The following is a 19873-nucleotide window of genomic DNA, read 5'->3' on the forward strand; positions in this document are numbered from 1 at the left end:
ATGAGTCAATCCATTTGTATTATATCGACTCAGGCCCCTTACCGTGGTCAATTTGCCAAAGAAGCCCTGGACGCTGTGCTGGTTTCTGCATCCTATGAGATCCCAACCCGTCTGTTGCTGATGGGGGATGGTGTTTATCAGATCCTGGATGGGCAGTCTCCCGGACAGCTGCAAAGGAAAAAACTTTCAGCCCTTTTTCAATCCCTGGAGCTCTATGGCATTGAAACAGTTTATGTGGATGGAGAATCGCTGACAGAGCGTCACCTTGATCCAGAGCAGTTATTACCCCTGTACACACTTCTGGAAGGGGACGCGGTGGCCTCTTTCCTGGCACAGCAAGATAAGGTATTGAGTTTCTGATGGCTACTCTGCATACGGTCAATAAAACCGGACAACCCCTGGAGCTCTGCCTGAGAGCCCTTAATGCCGGTGACAGTGTTCTGCTTCTGGAAGAGGGCGTTTACGCTTTGTACGAAGCCAGTGATGTGTTATCAGATCTTCTCAGGCATGTAACCGTCTATGTGCTGGAGGCGGATGTACTGGCCCGGGGAATCACAAACAGAGACGATCTGGATATTGGTATGGTGGACCATCAGGGATTTGTTGAGCTGACGGAGGCCAACGACAAGGTGGTGAGCTGGTTTTAGAATATGTCGGATTTGAAGCTTGATAAAGACGGTTATCTGGTCAACCTCAGTGACTGGAATCCAGAGGTAGCGGGTCAGTTAGCGGCTGAAGACCATATTATTCTGACCGATGAGCACTGGGAAGTCCTTAATCTGCTCAGAGAGTATTATCAGCAATTTGAACACGCTCCCAGTCAAAGACCTTTTGTTAAGTATGTTGCCAACCAGCTGGGAAAAGAGAAGGGGAACAGTCTCTATCTGATGAAGCTGTTTCCCGGCAGTCCCGCCAAACTGGCTGCCAGAATTGCAGGTCTGCCGAGACCTACAAACTGTTTCTAGAACAGCCCGGCCTGTGTATCCCCACCACAAAACCGGGCTGTCCGGTCGACAGCCCTCCGGTAGCTTCAATTTGATTTAGCCGCCTGGCTGGAAGTTTATGAGGCACTGACATCCTTGCGATAGACATGCCAGCAAAACAGCCCCAGGTTATGTATTGCGACCTCAGATTTGATGTTTTCGTAGGATCTAATCCCCACGTCCTGTGACATGGGTTCAAGAGCCGAATGGAAGATATAATCCGGCGAGTATTGCCAGGGTGCTAAGGATATTTCCCGTTCAAGCCTTTCTGTATTTATGGAGGTAAAAAACAGATAAATACCCTGCTGCGAAGGAAGTGTTGCCAGCAACTGGTTTAACCGGTAGATATCACCGTTTTCTGCGTTCATTTCTGCGGCTATTGCCTGGCGACGGGGTTCTGTCTCACGCTCCTCCAGCGTAATGCTTTGAGCGAGCGCGTGGTAATGTTTGGTGTACACCAGTTCCGGGGGAATATATTGCTGGGGTGAGGATGCGTGCGGGTCTTCGGTGATCAGGACAAAACAACCAGGATTGTTTTTTATGAGTGTGGTGAGATAAAAATCAGTTTTCCCCTGTGCAATCTCTTTACAAAGTTGTACTTCTTCCGAAGGCAAGCCGGTATAAGGGTGTATAGCGGTAAACAAAGTGGTCGCAGGATTAGCGCCAGCAATTTCCTGAGCCGGGATTATGTTGATGGGCAGCGGGTCGTCACAGTAAGTTCCATCCCGCATAGCATAAGCATTTCCGATATCTACAGGAATTACTTTGATCTGGGGGTTCAGCTCTTTGAGATAGTTTTGCATTAACAGGGATATTTTTCCAAAACCACAGCCAACATCAACAATGTATTTGATTTCGCTGTTTTTGCTTAAAAAATCAGCCAGAAAGCTGAAGTTATAGAGTTCCAAATGACTCCTGTTTGCCTCCAGGGCCTGATTAACAAATGATTGCGAAGTATCCAGTGTCATCAGTTTCTGGTTGCCGATCTGGACAGTTTTCGGTTCAGACGTACCGGGTACATTGGCATAGCTCGCACAGCAATAACGCCGGGGATTATTATCCATATGCTCACATTCCCAGTAAGTTTCAGGTGACGACGCAGAATGAGGGTTCAAGCCAGTAATGGTACGGCTTGAAAGACTGGCGGCCTGTTGTTCCTGAATTCCATCGCCGTCGGTTTGCAATTGTGGGGCGATGTTATGTTTTTGCCTGACATGATCAGGTTTGTCAGGGGGAGTTTCTCTGGTAAATTCCTGTTGTGTCGTCGGAGCCTGTATATTGGCAGTGTCCATACTTCTAATCATGACATTTCTCCTTGTCGATGAGTCATCAATAAGATCAAACATTTTATTCAGCTTGAGCCGGTTTTAGTCTGTGCTTACATATTTAGACCAAAGTACTAGTTATTAGTTCAATCCATAAACCGGGCGTTGTTGACGGCTCGTTCCCAGGCTGGAGAGGGTGTCTGGCAGCTTCAATTTGAAGAATAGGGCTCTTTCGCAGTTTCGCTGGTCACTTCTGAGGCACTGATGTCCTGACGATAAACATGCCAGCAACGCAGCTCCAGTCCATAATTTTCCAGGACAGATTTGATATGAGCGCGAGACCTGATTGCCTTATTGTCTAGCCTTTTTCCCCAGAGATAAGCATTAAAAATGTAATCCGGCGTGAATAGCCTGGGTTTTAAGTCCATTTGCCGTTGTAATCTCTCTGTAATTGCAGAAGTCATAGCGAGATAATGACTCCGTTGCTCAGGAAGTTTTGCCAGAAACTGGTTTAACCGGTCAATATCACCATTTTCTGCATTCATCTCTGCAGCTTTTGCCTCTTGAAGGGATTTTGTCTCAATATCTTCCGACGAAACGCAATTCGGTAATGCATGGTAATGTTTGGTGTACACCAGTTCCGGGGGAATATAAAGCTGGGGTGAGGATGCATAGGGATCTTCGGTGGCCAGGACATAACAACCGGGATTGTTTTTTATGAGTGTGGTGATGTAATAGTCAGTTTCCCCCCGTACAATCTCCCCGGAGAGTTTTTCTTCTTCTGAAGGCGTGCCGGTAAAAGGATGTAAAACGGTAAACAAAGTGGTTGCCGGTGTAGCGCCAGCAATTTCCTGGGCCGGGATTATGTTGATAGGCAGTGGCTTGTTGAAGAAAACTGCATAGGAACGACTGTAAAAATTTGCGATATCCACAGGAATCACTTTAATCTGACGTTCCAGCTCATTGAGATAGTTTTGCATTAACAGAGATATTTTTGCGTTACCGCAGCCAATATCAACGATGTATTTGATTCCGCTGTTTTTGTCCAAAAAATCAACCAGGAAGCTGAAGTTAAAGAGTTCCAAATACTCCCTGTCTGCCTCCTGGGTTGAATTAACAAATGATTGCGAAGTATCCAGTGTTATCAGCTTCTGGTTGCCGATCTGGGCAGTTTTCGGTTCAGCCGTACCCGATACATTGGCATGTCTCGCACAGCAATTGCGCCGGGGATTATTATCCATAAGGGTACAAGCATAGGAGCGAGTTTCAGGGTACGGCGCAGAATGAGGGTTTAAACCAGTAATGGTACGGCTTGAAAGACTGGCGGCCTGTTGTTCCTGAATTCCATCGACGTCGGTTTTTAATTGAGGCTCGATGTCACGTTTTTGCCTGACATGATCAGTTTTGTCAGGGGGAGTTTCTCTTGTAATTCCCTGTTCTGTTGTCGGAGCCTGGAAATTGGCAGTGTCCATACTTCTAATCATGACTATACTCCTAGTCGATGAGCATGTAATAAGACTACAAACGCTTACTCAGAATGAACTGGTTTAAAGGTTGTCCTTACTTTTTAGACCAGAATATCAATAGAGAGTTCCATTCATAAACCGGGCTGTCTATTAGTTTCAATTTAAAAAATCAGGGCTCTTTAGTGCCTTGCTCGGTAACTTCTGAGGTAGTAATATCCTGACGATAAACATGCCAGCAACGCATCTCTAAATTCTTTACTGCTAAGTCATATTTAATTCTAAGAAATGGTTTTACAGGCTCGAAAAGTCTCATCTGATCAAGATACGAATTGAAGATTTTCTCTGGCGAAAGTTGCTCAGGTTCTCCGGGTAAGTCCTTTTGCAACCTTATCCTGATTAGAGGGATCGAGTACAAATAAATATCCCGATTTCTAGTAGGAAATTTTGCCAGCAACTGGTTTAAACGGTAAATATCACCGTTTTCTGCATTTATCTCCGCAGCCTTTGCTTGACGATCAGACAATGTCTCATAATTGTGCGGCGAAAAGGCATTTGCGAATGCATGGTAATGTCTGGTGTACACCATTTCCGGGGGAATATAACGCTGGGGTGAAGATGCGTACGGATCTTCGGTGGTCAGTACAAAACAGCCGGGATTGTTTTTCAGGAGTGTGGTTAGGTAATAATCGGTTTTTCCCTGTGCAATTTCCCTGGTCAGTTGCTCTGCTTCCCGGTCCTCTTCGGTAAAAGGGCGTATGGCGGTAAACAAAGTGGTTGCTGGTGTAGCGCCAGCAATTTCCTGAGCCGGGATAATGTTGATGGGCAGTGGCTTGTTGTGGTTATATACATTGTCATAAGCATTGGCAATATCAACAGGAATCACTTTAATCTGAACTCCCTCTTCTTTGAGATAATTTTGCATTAACAGGGATTTTTTTCCGTCACCACAGCCAATATCAACAATGTATTTGATTTCGTTGTTTTTGTTCAAAAAATCAACCAGGTACCTGAAGTTATGGTGTTCCAAATCTTTCCTGTCTCCTTCCAGATCCGGATCAATAAATGATTGTGATGTATCCAGCGTTATCAGTTTCTGGTTGCCAATCTGGACAGTTTCCGGTCTAAACGTACGCGGTACATTGGCATAGGTCGCATAGTAGTTGCCCCAGGGGTTATTATCCATATGGGCTTCACGTCGACGCCTGGAACTACCTGGGTAGGGTTTGCGAGGAGTGTTCAGTTCTAAGGGACGTTCATCTTGTCCAACGTGTTCACTGGCCTCAGGGGCACTTTGGCTGTGCGAGGCTGTCTCAGAAGTCTTGCGTTTTTGTGATTCGCTGGGATCAAAACATTGCTTTAATACTTGTGAACTGTGTTTGTTTGCCAGTTTTTGCCTTGTCTGAGTTTTGCTGGTTACTTTTGCGTCTGCCTCGCGCGCATTGGGTAATGGGCTTTTTATATCTGCATTCAAATCAGTAACGGTTCGGCTTGAAAGATCAAGGCTCTGTTGTTGAATTTCGTTGCCGTCGGTTTTCAGATGAGGGGGGATGTCATGTTTTTGTACAACATCATCAGGTTTATCAGGGCGAGTTTCTTTAGTATTGCCCGGTAATGTCGTCGGAACGACAGAGTTTTCTATACCTCTAATCATGACTGTTCTCCTTGTCGATGAGCACGCAAAAAGTTTAAAAACGTTTATTCATTAATGGTCAGTGCTTATAGATTTAGACCAAGGTACAAGTTATTAGTTCAATCCATAAACCGAACTTTGTTCTGGGGGGCTGTATCCACAGGCTTCTGAGGTATTTATATCCTGACGAAAGACGTGCCAGCAACGCAGCTCCAATGCCTTTCTTTTTACGTCATATTGGATATCATCATAAGGCCTGATACCTTCGGTAAAGGACCTTTTATCAAGATATAACCTGAAGATCTCATCTGGCCAAAATCGATCGGGCTTTTTGACTATTTCCGGCTGTAATTGATCTTTCAATGCAGAAATCTCAGCTTGATAGCTGTTCCGCATTTCAGGAAGTTTGGCCAGCAACTGGTTTAACCGGTGAATATCACTGCTTTGCGCATTCATTTCTGCAGCTTTTGCCTGACGAATGGCTTTCTCTGTCTCACAAGCCGCTGGAACAAGGAAGTTCGGGTATGCATAGTAATGCTTGCTATACACCAGTTCCGGGGGAATATAATGCTGTGGTGAGGATACATAAGGATCTTCGGTGATCAGGACAAAACAGCCGGGATTATTTTTTATCAGTGTGGTGAGATAAAAGTCAGCGATCCCCTTTCTAATTTCCTTATTCAGTCTTCTTGCTCCTGAGCCTGAGCCGGTATAAGGGTGTGTGGCAGTAAACAAAGTGGTTGCGGGTGAAGCATTGGCAATTTCCTGGGCCGGGATCAGGTTGATGGGCAGTGCCCTGGCACCGTCAGCTTCATTGGCATAATCATTACGGACGTCCACAGGAATTACTTTGATCCGCAATCCCTTTTCATTGAGATAGTTTTGCATTAACAAGGATATTGTTCCGCGGTGACAGCCAATATCAACAATGTATTCAATTTGGTTGTTTTGGTATAAAAAATTAACCAGAAAGTCGAAGTGATACAATCCCAAAAAGCGCCTTTCTGCCGCCAGATCCGAATCAACAAATGGTTGCGAAGTATCCAGCGTGATCAGTTGCTGATTACCAATCCGGACTGTTTCCGGTGTAACTGTTTCCGGTAGATTGGCATAGGTAGCCGAGTAGTTCCCCCGGGGATTATTATCCATATAGACTGATGTACATCTGGAAGTACCGGGATATGGCCTGGAAGGAGTCTTCAAATCAGCAACGTTACGGCAGGAAAGACTGAAGACTTGTTGCTCGTGGATTTCGTTGCCATCGGTTTTCAGAAAAGGGTTGACCTCTTGTTTTTGCCTGCAATAAACAGGTTTGTCAGGGGGAGTTTTTTCAGTACTGAGCTGTTCTGTCGTCTTGACGTTTAAATGAGAAGTCTCCATATCTCTAATCACTATGGTTCTCCATGTTGATTAATAAGCAATAAGATCAAAAATCCTTATTCAGTTTGAACTGATAAAAGTTTTGCGTTTTCTCTTCAGACCAAAATATTAATACTGAGTTCCATTCATAAAGCGGACTGTCTGGTAGTTTGTCTGGTAGTTTCCATTTGAAAAATACGGCTCTTTAGCAGCCTGGCTGGAAACCTCTGAGGCATTGATATCCTGACGATAGACATGCCAGCAACGCATCTCCAATCCATTTTTTACCAGGTCATATTTAATATCACGGTATAACCTGAAACCCTTGGTAGATGCCATCTTGTCAAGATACAACTTGAAGATCTTGTCTGGCCTGGCTCGCTCAGGTTTTCCGGGCAATTCCACTTGTAATTTTTCTTTAATTGCAGGGATCGAGGCCAGGTAATGGGCCCGCTCTTCAGGAAGTTTTGCCAGCAAATGGTTTAACCGGTGAATATCACCTTTTTCTGCATTCATTCTCATGGCTTTTGCCTCTTGGTTGGGGTTTGTTTCATAATCATCCAGCTTCATGTCATTCGCGAATGCCTGATAATGTTTGGTGTAAACCAGCTCAGGAGGAATATAACGCTGGGGCGAGGAGAGGTAGGGATCTTCGGTTGCCAGGACAAAACAGCCGGGATTGTTTTTTATCAGCGTGGTGAGGTAGTAGTCAGTCATCCCCTGTGCAATCTCCCTGCTCAGTCGTCTTGCTACTGAGCCTGTGTCGGTATAAGGGTGAATAGCGGTGAACAAAGTGGTTGCCGGTGCAGAGCCAGCAATTTCCTGGGCCGGTATCAGGTTGATGGGCAGTGTCGTGGCGACGTCAGATTTACCGGCATAAGCATTGCTGACATCCACAGGAATCACTTTGATTGGTAATGTCTTTTCGTTGAGATAGTTTTGCATTGACAGGGATGCTTCTGCATTACCACAGCCAATATCGACAATGTATTCGATGGTGTTGTTTTGGCGTAAAAAATCAGCCAGAAAACTGAAGTTATAAAGTTCCGAATCAATTCTGTCTTCCACCAGGGTTGGATCAACAAATGCTTGCGACCTATCCAGCGTAATCAGCCGCTGGTTGCCAATCTGGACAGTTTCCGGATTAACCGTAACGGGTACATTGGCATAGGTTGCAGAGAAATTGCTGCGGGGACTGTTATCCATAAAGGCAGACTCGTAACTGGAATGACCAGGGTATGGTCTGGAGGGAGCGATCTGCTGTGTGGCACGTCTGTCTTGTCCAATAGGTCCACTGGCCTCAGGGACGCTCTGGCAATGCCAAGCTGTCGCTAAAGTGGGTCGCTTCGCTGATATGGCGTTAAAAAGTGGCTCAAAATACCCATCTACTTCTTGTAAACGACGATTTTTACCCACTTTTTGCTTTGTCACAGCGTTGCTTGCTACTTTTTCGACAGTCTCTTGCAGAGAGGAGGGTGATGGACTGATTTCAGGGTTGTTTGAGTCCGAATTTAAATCAGTAATCACTCGGCTCGAAAGACTTATGGTTTGTCGTTGTTGAATTCCGTTGCCGTCGGTTTTCGGGGTGATGTTATTTTTTTGCGCAATATCATCAGGTTTGCCAGAGGTTTTTTTTTCTGTACTGCCCTGTTTTGCCGTCTGAATGGGAGAATTGGCTGTGCCCGTACTACGAATCATGACTAGTCTCCACGTCTATGCAACAAGATCAATAACTTTATTCACCTTGAATGGGTTAAAATTTGTAATTGTTTGTTTAGACCAAAATATCACCGCTTAGTTCAACTCAGGCTCTTCAGGGATAACTGTGCCGTTTGGGGCCTTCAATTTAAAAATCGGGCTTTTTTCGCCTACTGGCTTGCCACTTCTGAGGGATTGATAGCCTGACGATAGACATGCCAGCAAAGCATCTCCAATTGATTATTTTCTACTTCACGTTTGATACTTTCAAAAGTTCTGCCAACTTCCGTTAATAAGTCATTATTAATATGCAACTCAAAGATGACATCTGGCCAGAATTCAGAAGGCTTTCTGAGTATTTGCTGCTGTTGACAGCTGGTAATTTTATTGATCGAAGCCAGATAACTATCCCGCTGTTCAGGCAGTTTTGCCAGCAACTGGTTTAACCGGTAAATAGCACCATTTTCTGAATTCATTTCCGCAGCTTTCTCCTGACGAAGGGCCTTTGCCTCATCGGTCTCCGACGGAATCCTGTATACGAATGCCTGGTAATGTTTGGTGTACACGAGTTCCGGGGGAATATAACGCTGTGGAGAGGAGGCACAGCGGTCTTCGGTGGCCAGGACAAAACAGCCGGGATTGTTTTTTATGAGTGTGGTGATGTAATAGTCAGTTTTCCCCTGTGTAATGTCCCTGCTTAGCTTTATTACTTCATAGTCGAGGCCGGTAAAAGGGTGTATGGCGATAAACAAAGTGTTTACCGGTGTAGCGCCAACAATTTCCTGGGCCGCTATTATGTTGATGGGCAGTGACTTGATAGCTTCATCGTCGTGATAATTGTAAACATCTACAGGGATTACTTTGATCTTGAAATTCTTTTCGTTGAGAACGTTCTGCAGTAACAGGGATATTCCTCCGCTACCACAGCCAATATCAACAATGTATTCGATGGTTTTGTTTTTATCCAAAAAATCGAGCAGGTAGCTGAGGTTAAACTCCTCCCAATTGCTCCTGTCTGACTCCAGGTCTGGATCAACAAATGATTGTGAAGTATCCAGGGTCATCAGATTCTGGTTGCCAATCCGGACAGTTTCCGGCTCAACCTCAGCCGTTACATTGGCATGTCTCGCACAGTAATTGTGTCGGGTATTATTATCCATCAAGGCAAATACGCGTCTGTAACCGGAAGTATCAGGGTATGGCGTTAAGGGAGTGTTCTGCTGTGTGGGACGTTTATCTTGTCCAATGTGTTCACTGGTCTCAGGGACGCTCTGGTTGTGCAAGGTCATCTTAAAAGTTTTGCGCTTCTTTGGTACGTTGGGATCAAAACGTTCATTGACTTCTTGTGCACTGCGTTTGTTCGCCACTTTTGGCTCTGTCTCAGTTTTGCTGGCTACTTTTGCATCTGCCTCGCGCGGTTTGGGCAATGGGCTGGTGTCAGAGTTGTTTATACCTGAATTCAAATCAGTAACGGCTCGGCTTGAAAAATCGACAGTCTGCTGTTGAATTTCGTTACCGTCGGTTTTCAGATGAGGGGTAATGTCATGTTTTTGAGCAACATCATCAGGTTTACCAGGACGAGTTTCTTTCGTATTGCCCTGTTTTGCCGTCGGAACGAGAGAGTTGAAAGTGTCCATACCTCTGATCATGACTGTTCTCCTTGTCGATAAGTATGCAAAAGATTAAAAACGTTTATTCAGCTTGATCCGATAATGATCAGTGCTTATCTATTTGGACCAATGAACAAGTTAATGGTTCAATCCAAAACCGAACCCTATTCTAGGGGGCCAGCATCCATAGGATTTCTGAGAGCTATACATCCGAACCTGCCTGGTAGCTTCAATTTGAAAAAGGGGGTTCTTTAACAGCCTGGCCGGAAACTTCTGAGGCATTGATATCCTGACGATAGACATGCCAGCAACGCATCTCCAATCCATTTCTGGTGAGTTCATATTGGATGCTTTCGAAAGGTTCGATAGCTGCCTTAAATAATGTATCTTCAATATGCAACTTGAAGATGTTATCTGGCCAGAATTCCTCTGGCTCTTCGAGTATGTGCTCTTTTATATTATCTGTAATCTTGGAGATTGAAGCCAGATAACTATCCCGCTGTTCGGGAAGTTTTGCCAGCAACTGGTTTAACTGGCTAACATCACCGTTTTCTGAATTAATTTTTGCGGCTTTTTCCTGACGAACAGACATTGGCTCAGAACAGACCATGCCAAAGCAAATCGGGTAGGCATGGTAATGTTTTGTGTACACCAATTCCGGAGGAATATAACGCTGAGGGGAGGATGTGTGCAGATCTTCGGTGGCCAGGACAAAACAGCCGGGATTATTTTTTATCACTGTGGTGATGTAATACTCAGTTTTTCCCTGTGTAATCTCCCTGCTCAGTCTGTTTGCTGTAGACCCCAGCTCGGTAAAAGGGTGTATGGCGGTAAACAAGGTAGTTGCCGGTGAAGCACCAGCAATTTCCTGGGCCGGAATTAAGTTGAAGGGGATTGGTTTGTTGTCGTTATATTCAGTGTGAGAATTGTTGACATCCACAGGAACGACTTTGATCTTCGATCCAAGCGCCCTGAGGTGATTTTGCATTAACAGGGATATCTTTCCGTCACCACAGCCAATATCAACAATGTATTCAATTTTGTCGTTTTTTTTCAAAAAATCAACCAGGAAGTTGAAGTTAAATGAATCCAAAAAGCTTTTTTTCTCCGCCAGATCAGGATCAATAAATGATTGCGAAGGATCCAGTGTCATCAGTTCCTGACCACCAATTCGGACCGTTTCCGGTTTATCCTTATCCGATAGATGGGCATAGGTAGCAAAGTAATTGCCAATGGCATTATTATCCATAATGACATTAATCGATCTGGATGAACCGTAATAAGGTCTGGAAGGCGTCTTCAACTCAGTAACCGTTCGGCTTGAAAGATCGACGGTCTGTTGTTGAATTTCTTTGCTGTCGGTTTTCAGATAAGGGGTGATGTCATGTTTTTGCGTAACATCATCAGGTTTACCAGGGGGAGTTTCTTCAGTATTGCCCTGTATTGTCGTCGGAACGACAGAGTTGAAAGTGTCCATACCTCTGATCATGACTGTTCTCCTTGTCGATGAGTATGCAAAAAGATTAAAAACGTTTATTCAGCTTGATCCGATAATGATCAGTGCTTATCTATTTAGACCAAGGTACAAGTTTTTGGTTCAATCCATAAACCGAATCTTCTTCTGTAGGGGCTGCATTCACAGGGTTTCTGAGAGCTATACATCCGAACCTGTCTGGTAGCTTCAATTTGAGCAAGAGGGTTCTTTAACAGCCTGGCTGGCAACTTCTGAGGTATTGATATCCTGGCGATAAACATGCCAGCAAAGCATCTCCAATTTATTATTTTTTACTTCACGTTTGATACTTCTGAGAGTTCTGCCAACTTCTTTAAACAGGTTGCCATTAAGATGCAACTTGAAGATGGCATCCGGCCAGAATTTAGAAGGCGTTCTGAGTATTCGCTGTTGTTCCCGACCTGTAATTTTGTCGATCGAAGCCAGATAACTCTGGCGCTGTTCAGGCAGTTTTGCCAGTAACTGGTTTAGCCGGTAGATATCACCGTTTTCTGAATTCATTTCCGCAGCTTTCGCCTGACGAAAGGTCCTGGCCTCATCGGTCTCCAACGGAATCCTGTATACGAATGCCTGATAATGTTTGGTGTACACCAGTTCCGGGGGAATATAACGCTGCGGTGAGGAGGCACAGCGGTCTTCGGTGGCCAGGACAAAACAGCCGGGATTGTTTTTTATGAGTGTGGTGATGTAATAGTCAGTTTTCCCCTGTGTAATGTCCCTGCTTAGCTCTCTTGATTCAGTGTAGAGGCCGGTAAAAGGGTGTATGGCGATAAACAGAGTGTTTGCCGGTGTAGCGCCAACAATTTCCTGGGCCGCTATTATGTTGATGGGCAGTGACTTGACAGCTTCATCGTCGTAATAATTGTAAACGTCTACGGGAATTACTTTGATCTTGAACTTCTCTTCGTTGAGAACGTTTTGTACTAACATGGATGTTTGTCCGCCACCACAGCCAATATCAACAATGTATTCGATGGTGTTGTTTTTACGTAAAAAGTCAATCAGGTAGTCGAAGTTAAACTCTTCCCAATTGCTCCTGTGTGACTCCAGGGCTTTGTCAACAAAGGGCTGCGAAGTATCCAGCGTCATCAGATTCTGGTTGCCAATCCGGACAGTTTCCGGTTCAACCGTCACCGGTACATTGGCATGTCTCGCGCGATAATTGCGCTGGATATCATTATCCATCAAGGTATATACGCGTCTGTAACCGGAAGTATCAGGGTATGGCGTGGAGGGAGTGATCTGCTGTGGGATATGTTTATCTTGTTCAATGTGTTCACTGGTCTCAGCGAGACTTTGGCTAAGTGATTGGCTAAGTGACTGGCTACATGACTGGCTACGTGAGGCTGTCGCAAAAGTGCGGGGCTTCTTAGCTGGTATGGTGGGTTCAGAATGCTCTTTTACTTCTTGTAAACGGCGCTTTTTCGCCACTTTTTGGTTCTTCATGAAGGCCGTTGGGCAGCTGTGTTCACAGTCTGAGGGACCTCTGGTAATGGGCTCGGTGCAAATATGACAATACTGGCGTTGCTGGTTTATCTGCTCTTGCCTTCCATTCCTTACGGTAGATGCTGTGCAGGGCTCCGGGGTTTGTTCTGAGCTGCGTTCTGAGTGACCCATTGCGTGAGTGTCAGAACCCGTTGATCCATCGTTTCTTTCATTATTTCCACCTGCAGGATTTAAGGGCCTTTGAGCACCAGAACGGATATTGGCATCCTGTTCAGGCCTCTCATGGGGATGAAAAGGCTGCTTGCGAATGAAGCGGCTCCATTCATGCCAGCCACCACCCGCTGGCAGCGACGGGCCGAAAATCTCCGGATACAGCGACTCAAGAAAACTTTGGCCATACTGACTGAACCTTAGGCAGGCTTCGAGCCTGCTGATGAATAACAGCTTGCCGTTTTGTTGGATGATGTATGACACTTGTCCATGACTGTCCTGCACATGAAAGGCTACCCCGTGAATGAGTGCGATAAATCTTAATAAAGGGTCATCAGATAACGAGTTCAGCAGCCATTGATTAGCCCACCTGAAGACAGATCTGACACCGCCGGTATCACTGTAAACAGACTCAACGGCAATGAGTTGCGGCCAGTTTTCATCGGCCATATCGCTGACTTTCGCCACGGCAGGAAACTCCGCAGGCACAAGAGCCAGCGATTCTTCCTGATTAAGCCTTAGCCAGATTGAATCCTGAAATAAAACCGAAATGCCGGGCTCAGCGTAACGGATTGACAGGGGGAAGGGAGCAGGGAGGAGGCGGGTTAACGGTTTTTTTACCGGGTCAAGGTCATTGTTATCCGATCTGTCATGGCCATTGCTCGCAAAAAACCAGGGTCGGTGACAATGTTCAGTTGGATCAATGTATTTTACGACGTTGTTCAGATAAGACGGATTCTGTTCTGGCAACAGGTTCTTTGCTTCGGGAATATTCCGGTAAACAGTGGCCATCAAGGGTAGCAGCGAACTCAGTGAAATGGGCTCACTGAGACTACCCACAGCCATTGCCTGCTGTATTGTCGCCTGCATCATAAGACAGAATAAGAGCAGCCTGCAAATAGCCAGTGTGCAATGTATTTTGTTCATGTCACCCCAATATCTGTCTTTCACAATACCGGTCAGGAAGCCATTGATAAGTAACTATGACAGAACATAAAAATTATTGCCGATGGGCTCTCCGTAATACCAACTGTTCCATTACTTTCGTTGTCCAGATATGGATCAGCCCTAACGAATGCGATGCCGGATAAAGGGTAGACTATCTGACAGAGAGTCATCGCCAACAACAGAGCTTAATCTCAATTTATGCTTTCAACAAAATCGGGCTGCATTGTAGCTTCAATCTGAAAGTTAGGGCTCTTTCCCTGCCTGGCCGGAAACTTCTGAGGCATTGATATCCTGGCGATAGACATGCCAGCAATGCATCTCCAATCTATTTCTTTTTATCTCATCTTCGATGCTTTCGAATGTGATACATTCGGAAGATTTGTTAGTTGCCATGAATAATGTGTCATTAATATGCAAGTTGAAGATATTATCTGGCCAGAATTTCTCTGGCTCTTTGAGTATGTAACTTTTTATTCGATCTGTAATTTGGGAGATCGAAGCCAGATAACCATCCCGCTGTTCGGGAAGTTTCGCCAGTAATTGGTTTAACCGGTGAATATTACCGTTTTCTGAGTTCATTTCTTCAGCTTTTTCCTGGTAAAAAGGCACCCTGTCATCATCCTCCAGCCACTTTATCCAAAAGCTATTCGCGTAGGCGTGATAATGCTTGGTGTACACCAGTTCCGGGGGAATATAACGCTGGGGGGAGGATGAATTAGGGTCTTCGGTGGCCAGGACAAAACAGCCAGGATTGTTTTTTATGAGTGTAGTGATGTAATAGTCGGTTTTCCCCTGTGTAACCTCCCTGCTCAGTTCTTTTACTTCATCCACGAAGCCAGTAAAAGGGTGTATTGCGGTAAACAAAGTAGTTGCCGGTGTAGCGCCAACAATTTCCTGAGCCGGGATAATGTTAATGGGCAGTGGCTTGTCGTCGCAATATACATTGTCATAGGTATTGGCAATATCAACAGGAATCACTTTAATTTGAATTCCCTTTTCATTGAGATAGTTTTGCATTAACAGGGATATTTTTCCGTTATCACAGCCAATATCAACAATGTATTTGATTGAGCTGTTTTCGTTTAAAAAATCAACCAGAAAGCTGAAGTTATAGTATTCCAGATCTTCCCTCTTTGCCTCCAGAGCCTTATCAACAAATGATTGCGAAGTATCCAGCGTAATCAGTTGCTGGTTGCCAATCTGGACAGTTTCCGGTTCATTCCCAAGCGGTACATTGGCATAGCTCGCATAGTAGTTGCCCCGGGGGTTATTATTCATATGCTCCCAATTCTTACGCTCGGAACTGCCCGTGTACTGTTTGGAAGGAGCATTCGTGGGTCGCTCCGCCAGGGAATGAAAAATTGCCACAAAATACTCATCTACTTCAAGTAAACGACGTTTTTTTGCCGTTTTTTGTCCTGTCTCAGTTTTGCTTGCTAATTTTGCGATTTCCTCTTGTGGAAGGGGCGGCGGGCTGATGTCAGAGTCGTTTAAGTCTGAATTCAAATCAGCAACCGTTCGGCTTGAAAGATTGACGGTCTGTTGTTGAATTTCGTTGCCGTCGGTTTTTAAATGAGGAGTGATGTCATGTTTTTGCGAAACATCATCAGGTTTACCAGCGGGAGTTTCTCTAGTGTTTCCCTGTATTGTCGTCGGAACGAGAGATTTGAGAGTGTTCATACTGTTAATCATGACTTTTCTCCTTGTCTATGAATAAGTACCTAACCAGTTGGTTTCGCATATTCTGGACGGCGGCTTTTTCCACCCTTCTGCGTTCCAACTTTGGTTGCGTAGCTATGGCTACGCGCCCGTCGTTGCGCCTTGAAGGATGAAAAAATCCACTCGCCAGAATATGCGAAACCAACTGGCCAGGTACTTATGCAATTAGATTAAAAACGTTTATTCAGCTTGTAATGATTAAAGTCTGTTCTTTTTTATTTAGACCAAAGTACCAGCTATTAGTTCAATCTATAAAATGAACCTTGTTACGGTGGGCTGCATCCAATACGAAGATACACTTGGTGAGGCTGTTCTGGTATCGAATAAAAGTTTCCTGAGTCTGAACTTCCTTATTTATCAGTTGTCAAAAAAAAGACAGCGTGCATTAAAAAAGCTGGCTGATGCTGGCAAGATTTTCAGGAGGGAAACAACAATGCTGCCAAAAGGAGGGGCATCTTCCAATCCAGTAAACCTGAATGGTGGTGATAAAAACACATCTGAAAAGCACAATCCCGTAACAGCCCCGGCTACCGGAATACCTTCTGTCCAGAGCGTGGCATTACGGCATAGTCAAAGCTTTATGCCATCTGAAAGCTTACGCGCTACAAGAACAGTAAGACTGATCCAGGCTCGCTCCATTCTTGGTCATCCTTACTCCAGACCCGAAAGTAAAAAAGCACTCCCGGAATCATCTGGTAATGTGCTGATGCAACAAGTGATGATGGAGATGGCGGAACTGCAAGTCTCTTCGAAGGAGGCACCATGGCGTCAGCGCAATCTTGCGGATAACTCCTCCCCGCAAGTCCTGATAAACCTGATAAGGCAGGGGGATACAGAAAGCGTAAAAGAATGCATTAGCAAAAACCCCCTTGCTTTAGCTATTAGAGATGAAGAAGGTAACTCCGTCCTGCATCTGGCGCTGCTACACGGCCATGATGACTTATCTCGGCTGTTGGTTAGTAGAGTTCAGCAGCTGTTGCAGGCAACAAATAATAACGGCGAACGACCTCTGCATATCGCAGCCAAAGAAGAACAAAATAATTTTTTGAGATTTTTTCTGGATAATTGCCCCAACTTGTCATTATTGGAAAAAGAACTGCTGGCAACAGACAAATCAGGAGCCACACCGGTTCATCTGGCAGCGCAACACGGCAATAAAGCCGGCCTAATGGCCATGCTTGAGTATGAAAGTATCCGGAATCTGTTTGTTGGCAATTATTCCCTTATTGGGTTGGCGATGGAAAATGGTCATAAGCAGTGTGCAGAAGTTATTATCAGCAGTGCAAAAAACGCGGGTACTTTTTTTCGACCCAATAGCCTTCTTCGCCATGCGGTAAAGTGTGGGCATTTGGATTGTGTAAAATGGCTCGTTCAAACCTGTCCAGATACTTTCACACCTGACGAGGTTTATTTAAATGACTTGGAGCCGCTAACTCAGCTGGCTATAAAACGTGGCCATGATGAAATTCTAAAATATCTTCTCGAGCAGCCGTTCTTCATAAATCGACTGACGAAAATGGGATATGCCTCTGAATTTCAGAGTAAAGAAAATGGTATCTGTGCAAAACTGATCAGAGAGGCCCGGGAGAAAGTGAAGTTGCCGTTTTGCCCGGTGAAGAATTTCGATAAAACGCTATTCCAACAGACCTTGCAGCAGGAAGAAGATAAAATTTTCAATAAAAATATCAGGGGAGAAAATTTATCGGATCAGCCCGACAACAGTTTTGCCGAGAGATCATCATCCGACAAATATTTGCCACAGGTTAAAGCCTTGTTAAGTGGGTTGCAGGAAATAGGGGTGTATGTACATTGTATCATTGAAGAAAATTTAGATAAAAAAAGTCAATTCATGTCTATGGGTGATACCGTGGCATCGGTTGGACTCATTAAAACCCTTGTTGACCTGGGCGCCAAAACTATTCATGCGCAATTGTCACCCCCGGATTACAGTGATTTCATTACACGACAAAAATTTAATCATAAAGAACAGGCAGGATACTTAAAGAAACAGCGAATAGCATTATCAATGTTGGCTTACTTGCTGCCAGGAATAAAGATTAATCAGGACATTCAGGAAATTTATATAAAAGACACCAGGGTTATCATTTCCAGCTGTAATCTTCGAAGCGAGAATAAAATCAATGCAGCCGTTACCCTTTCATTTTTTCGACCCGAAATGCTTTACTGGCAATTGGGATGCATACAAGAATCCTACATTACTTTAAAACCCTATCGTTTTTTCATTGAGCATGAAACGATGTATTTGGATACCAAAACATCGGTTAAAATGAATGATGAAAATAACGAATACTCTCTATGGTCACAGCCTTGCAACGTTTCGAAATCCACTTTCACCGATAAATCACCCACAACTTCCATTTACGACAAGGATGCAGTGTCTGATTGTAATATCGTCTCTTTGCATCTACCGGCAAACGCCATTATTCCCGGCGAAGATCTGCAACCACAGGGAACGGAAACAGCCATCGAATCCGTCGATAGCCATCGAGCAACATTAATCTCTGCTATTGATGATCTTTGTGATTTATCTGCCAACGGAAAAATACAAATTGCAGTAGTTTATGGTTTGCACACTGTTCTGCGCCAGAATAAAGCAACGATACTAAGCAATTGGCTTAGTGCTATTAAAATAAATCAGGGTCAGGCAGCAGACGCCCTCCCGGTAGTGGTGACCACCACGGTCAGCGCTTTTAGGGATAAGGATAGAGAGGGAGATGAATATATGGATGAAAATGGAATGAGTTCGTTAAAAGAAATCACCAGAACCACGGGCTTTACACTGGTTGACTTTCGGGATCAGCAGGACCGGGCCTCTTTGATGGCCTCGGGCAGGAGCCAATGGTTACTGTGTCTTATGCCCAGTCTGCCGCAGCAAAGTTTCAATAAGCTGGTGCAAAGCACCCGGTTCCCGGTGTTAAGTGAAGGTGCCAATCTGACCACGACTCTGTTGCAAAGTGGCCAACCCCATCTTTCTCTCCTTCCCTATGGAAATACGCCAGTGGCCCAGGACATGGGAGTGCCACTGGAGGCTTTAAAGGCCCTGGCCTTTTCCTGCAAGCTACAGATGGAAAGGGAAGGCACCGGGATTGAAGTCCTTAAAAAGTTGTCCAATTTTGTCAGGGAAGGTCGCTATGCAGAGGCAGTTTCTTATATTGACAAGATAAAGACCAACGAGTTTGAATTTGAAAATGAGGCGTTGGATTTTGTATGGGCAGACCCCCAGCCATCGCCTTTGCAATTGCGGCCAGTCACCATTATGAGCCTGTTACATAAAGCAGAAAAACTGGGCGGGATTGAAAAAAAGGCGTTGCTCGCAGCGCTTGATCCTTCTGAGCAAGCCCTGGCTGATTATATTGATAGCTGCCTGGACAAGGACTCAATAACAAACCATCACTTCAGGCTGCAGCAAATGCATGTGAATAAGCCTTTCAATAACAAGGTGGTGGCAGCGCTGCTTCAATTTGGTCGCTATAAAAAACTGCTGCCATAGAGGGTGTCGCAAAACTCCAACAGCTCGTTCCCATGCTATGAGGTCGTCATTCCCGCGAAGGCGGGAATCCAGCGCCAACGGTGGATCTCTGCCTTCTCGGGGATGACAAGGCCAGGGGGGCACCGGGCAGTATGGTTCTGGTGGTGAGTCAGTGTGGATTCCCGCCTTCGCGGGAATGACGAGAATGAAGCCGGGAATGACGAGAATGAAGCCGGGAATGACGAGAATGAAGCCGGGAATGACGAGAATGAAGCCGGGAATGACGAGAATGAAGCCGGGAATGACGGGAGTCAACTCGTTCCCACGCTGGAGAGAGTTTCGCGACACCCTCAGAGCGTGGTAACGAGTTGTTGGAGTTTTGCGACAGCCTCCATAAGGGTAATCATGAAGTAGTTTACCGGAGTGAATCAGGTTATACTTATAAACGACGACTGACGACTATAAGGCAAGACCGGAATTCAAGTTCAGGTGCCAAATTTTCACATAGGGAATCCCATCACCACCTAAACTGGAAC

14 protein-coding genes are annotated in these 19873 nt (G+C 45.1%); 4 read left to right on the forward strand and 10 right to left on the reverse strand.

Translation table 11 applies throughout. The annotated features are described in order from the left end of the window. The 3 genes from tusC to ACO6V5_RS04850 are packed head-to-tail and all read left to right on the forward strand — an operon-like array spanning position 1 to position 965. Positions 1-360, forward strand: a complete 360-nt coding sequence (gene tusC, locus ACO6V5_RS04840) for a sulfurtransferase complex subunit TusC (protein ID WP_422134080.1) — start codon at positions 1-3, stop codon at positions 358-360. Continuing rightward, complete coding sequence (tusB, locus tag ACO6V5_RS04845) at positions 360-647, forward strand: sulfurtransferase complex subunit TusB (protein ID WP_422134079.1); 288 nt, start codon at positions 360-362, stop codon at positions 645-647. Before tusC ends, tusB begins: the two co-directional genes overlap by 1 nt. Positions 648-650: 3 nt before the next feature. Beyond that, the gene (locus tag ACO6V5_RS04850; protein ID WP_422134078.1) at positions 651-965 is read left to right on the forward strand and encodes a TusE/DsrC/DsvC family sulfur relay protein; all 315 of its coding nucleotides are present in this window, start codon (positions 651-653) and stop codon (positions 963-965) included. A gap of 95 nt (positions 966-1060) precedes the next feature. On the opposite strand, the gene ACO6V5_RS04855 is transcribed toward ACO6V5_RS04850, so the two are convergent. From ACO6V5_RS04855 to ACO6V5_RS04895, 9 genes are all read right to left on the reverse strand, one after another. Beyond that, entirely contained in the window at positions 1061-2287 is a 1227-nt protein-coding gene (locus tag ACO6V5_RS04855) for a hypothetical protein (protein WP_422409301.1), read from the reverse strand. Between the two features lie 170 nt (positions 2288-2457). After that, positions 2458-3732, reverse strand: a complete 1275-nt coding sequence (locus ACO6V5_RS04860; RefSeq protein ID WP_422409303.1) for a hypothetical protein — start codon at positions 3730-3732, stop codon at positions 2458-2460. Between the two features lie 151 nt (positions 3733-3883). Further along, positions 3884-5365, reverse strand: coding sequence for a hypothetical protein (locus ACO6V5_RS04865; protein ID WP_422134075.1), 1482 nt, complete (start codon positions 5363-5365; stop codon positions 3884-3886). A gap of 93 nt (positions 5366-5458) precedes the next feature. After that, positions 5459-6736 carry a hypothetical protein gene (locus ACO6V5_RS04870; protein WP_422409305.1) on the reverse strand — a complete coding sequence of 426 codons (1278 nt, stop codon included), beginning with the start codon at positions 6734-6736 and terminating at the stop codon, positions 5459-5461. Between the two features lie 96 nt (positions 6737-6832). Next, positions 6833-8401 (reverse strand): hypothetical protein, encoded by a 1569-nt coding sequence (locus ACO6V5_RS04875; protein ID WP_422409307.1) that lies wholly within the window; start codon positions 8399-8401, stop codon positions 6833-6835. A gap of 170 nt (positions 8402-8571) precedes the next feature. Beyond that, complete coding sequence (locus ACO6V5_RS04880; RefSeq protein WP_422441858.1) at positions 8572-10050, reverse strand: hypothetical protein; 1479 nt, start codon at positions 10048-10050, stop codon at positions 8572-8574. Positions 10051-10240: 190 nt separating this feature from the next. Further along, on the reverse strand, positions 10241-11500 hold the full coding sequence (locus ACO6V5_RS04885; protein WP_422413824.1) for a hypothetical protein: 1260 nt from the start codon (positions 11498-11500) through the stop codon (positions 10241-10243). 192 nt (positions 11501-11692) lie between these two features. Continuing rightward, positions 11693-14107, reverse strand: a complete 2415-nt coding sequence (locus tag ACO6V5_RS04890; RefSeq protein WP_422413826.1) for a hypothetical protein — start codon at positions 14105-14107, stop codon at positions 11693-11695. Positions 14108-14371: 264 nt separating this feature from the next. Next, on the reverse strand, positions 14372-15820 hold the full coding sequence (locus tag ACO6V5_RS04895) for a hypothetical protein (RefSeq protein ID WP_422441857.1): 1449 nt from the start codon (positions 15818-15820) through the stop codon (positions 14372-14374). Positions 15821-16103: 283 nt separating this feature from the next. On the opposite strand from ACO6V5_RS04895, the gene ACO6V5_RS04900 reads away from it, so the two are divergent. Then, the gene (locus tag ACO6V5_RS04900) at positions 16104-19358 is read left to right on the forward strand and encodes an ankyrin repeat domain-containing protein (RefSeq protein ID WP_422441856.1); all 3255 of its coding nucleotides are present in this window, start codon (positions 16104-16106) and stop codon (positions 19356-19358) included. Here the strand turns inward: ACO6V5_RS04900 and ACO6V5_RS04905 are convergent. After that, positions 19245-19652 carry a hypothetical protein gene (locus tag ACO6V5_RS04905; RefSeq protein WP_422492058.1) on the reverse strand — a complete coding sequence of 136 codons (408 nt, stop codon included), beginning with the start codon at positions 19650-19652 and terminating at the stop codon, positions 19245-19247. The two genes, ACO6V5_RS04900 and ACO6V5_RS04905, sit on opposite strands and share 114 nt — an antisense overlap. Between the last annotated feature and the right edge of the window lie 221 nt (positions 19653-19873).

The sequence above is a fragment of the Endozoicomonas sp. ALD068 genome, from assembly GCF_049310145.1.
Taxonomy (GTDB): domain Bacteria; phylum Pseudomonadota; class Gammaproteobacteria; order Pseudomonadales; family Endozoicomonadaceae; genus Endozoicomonas_A.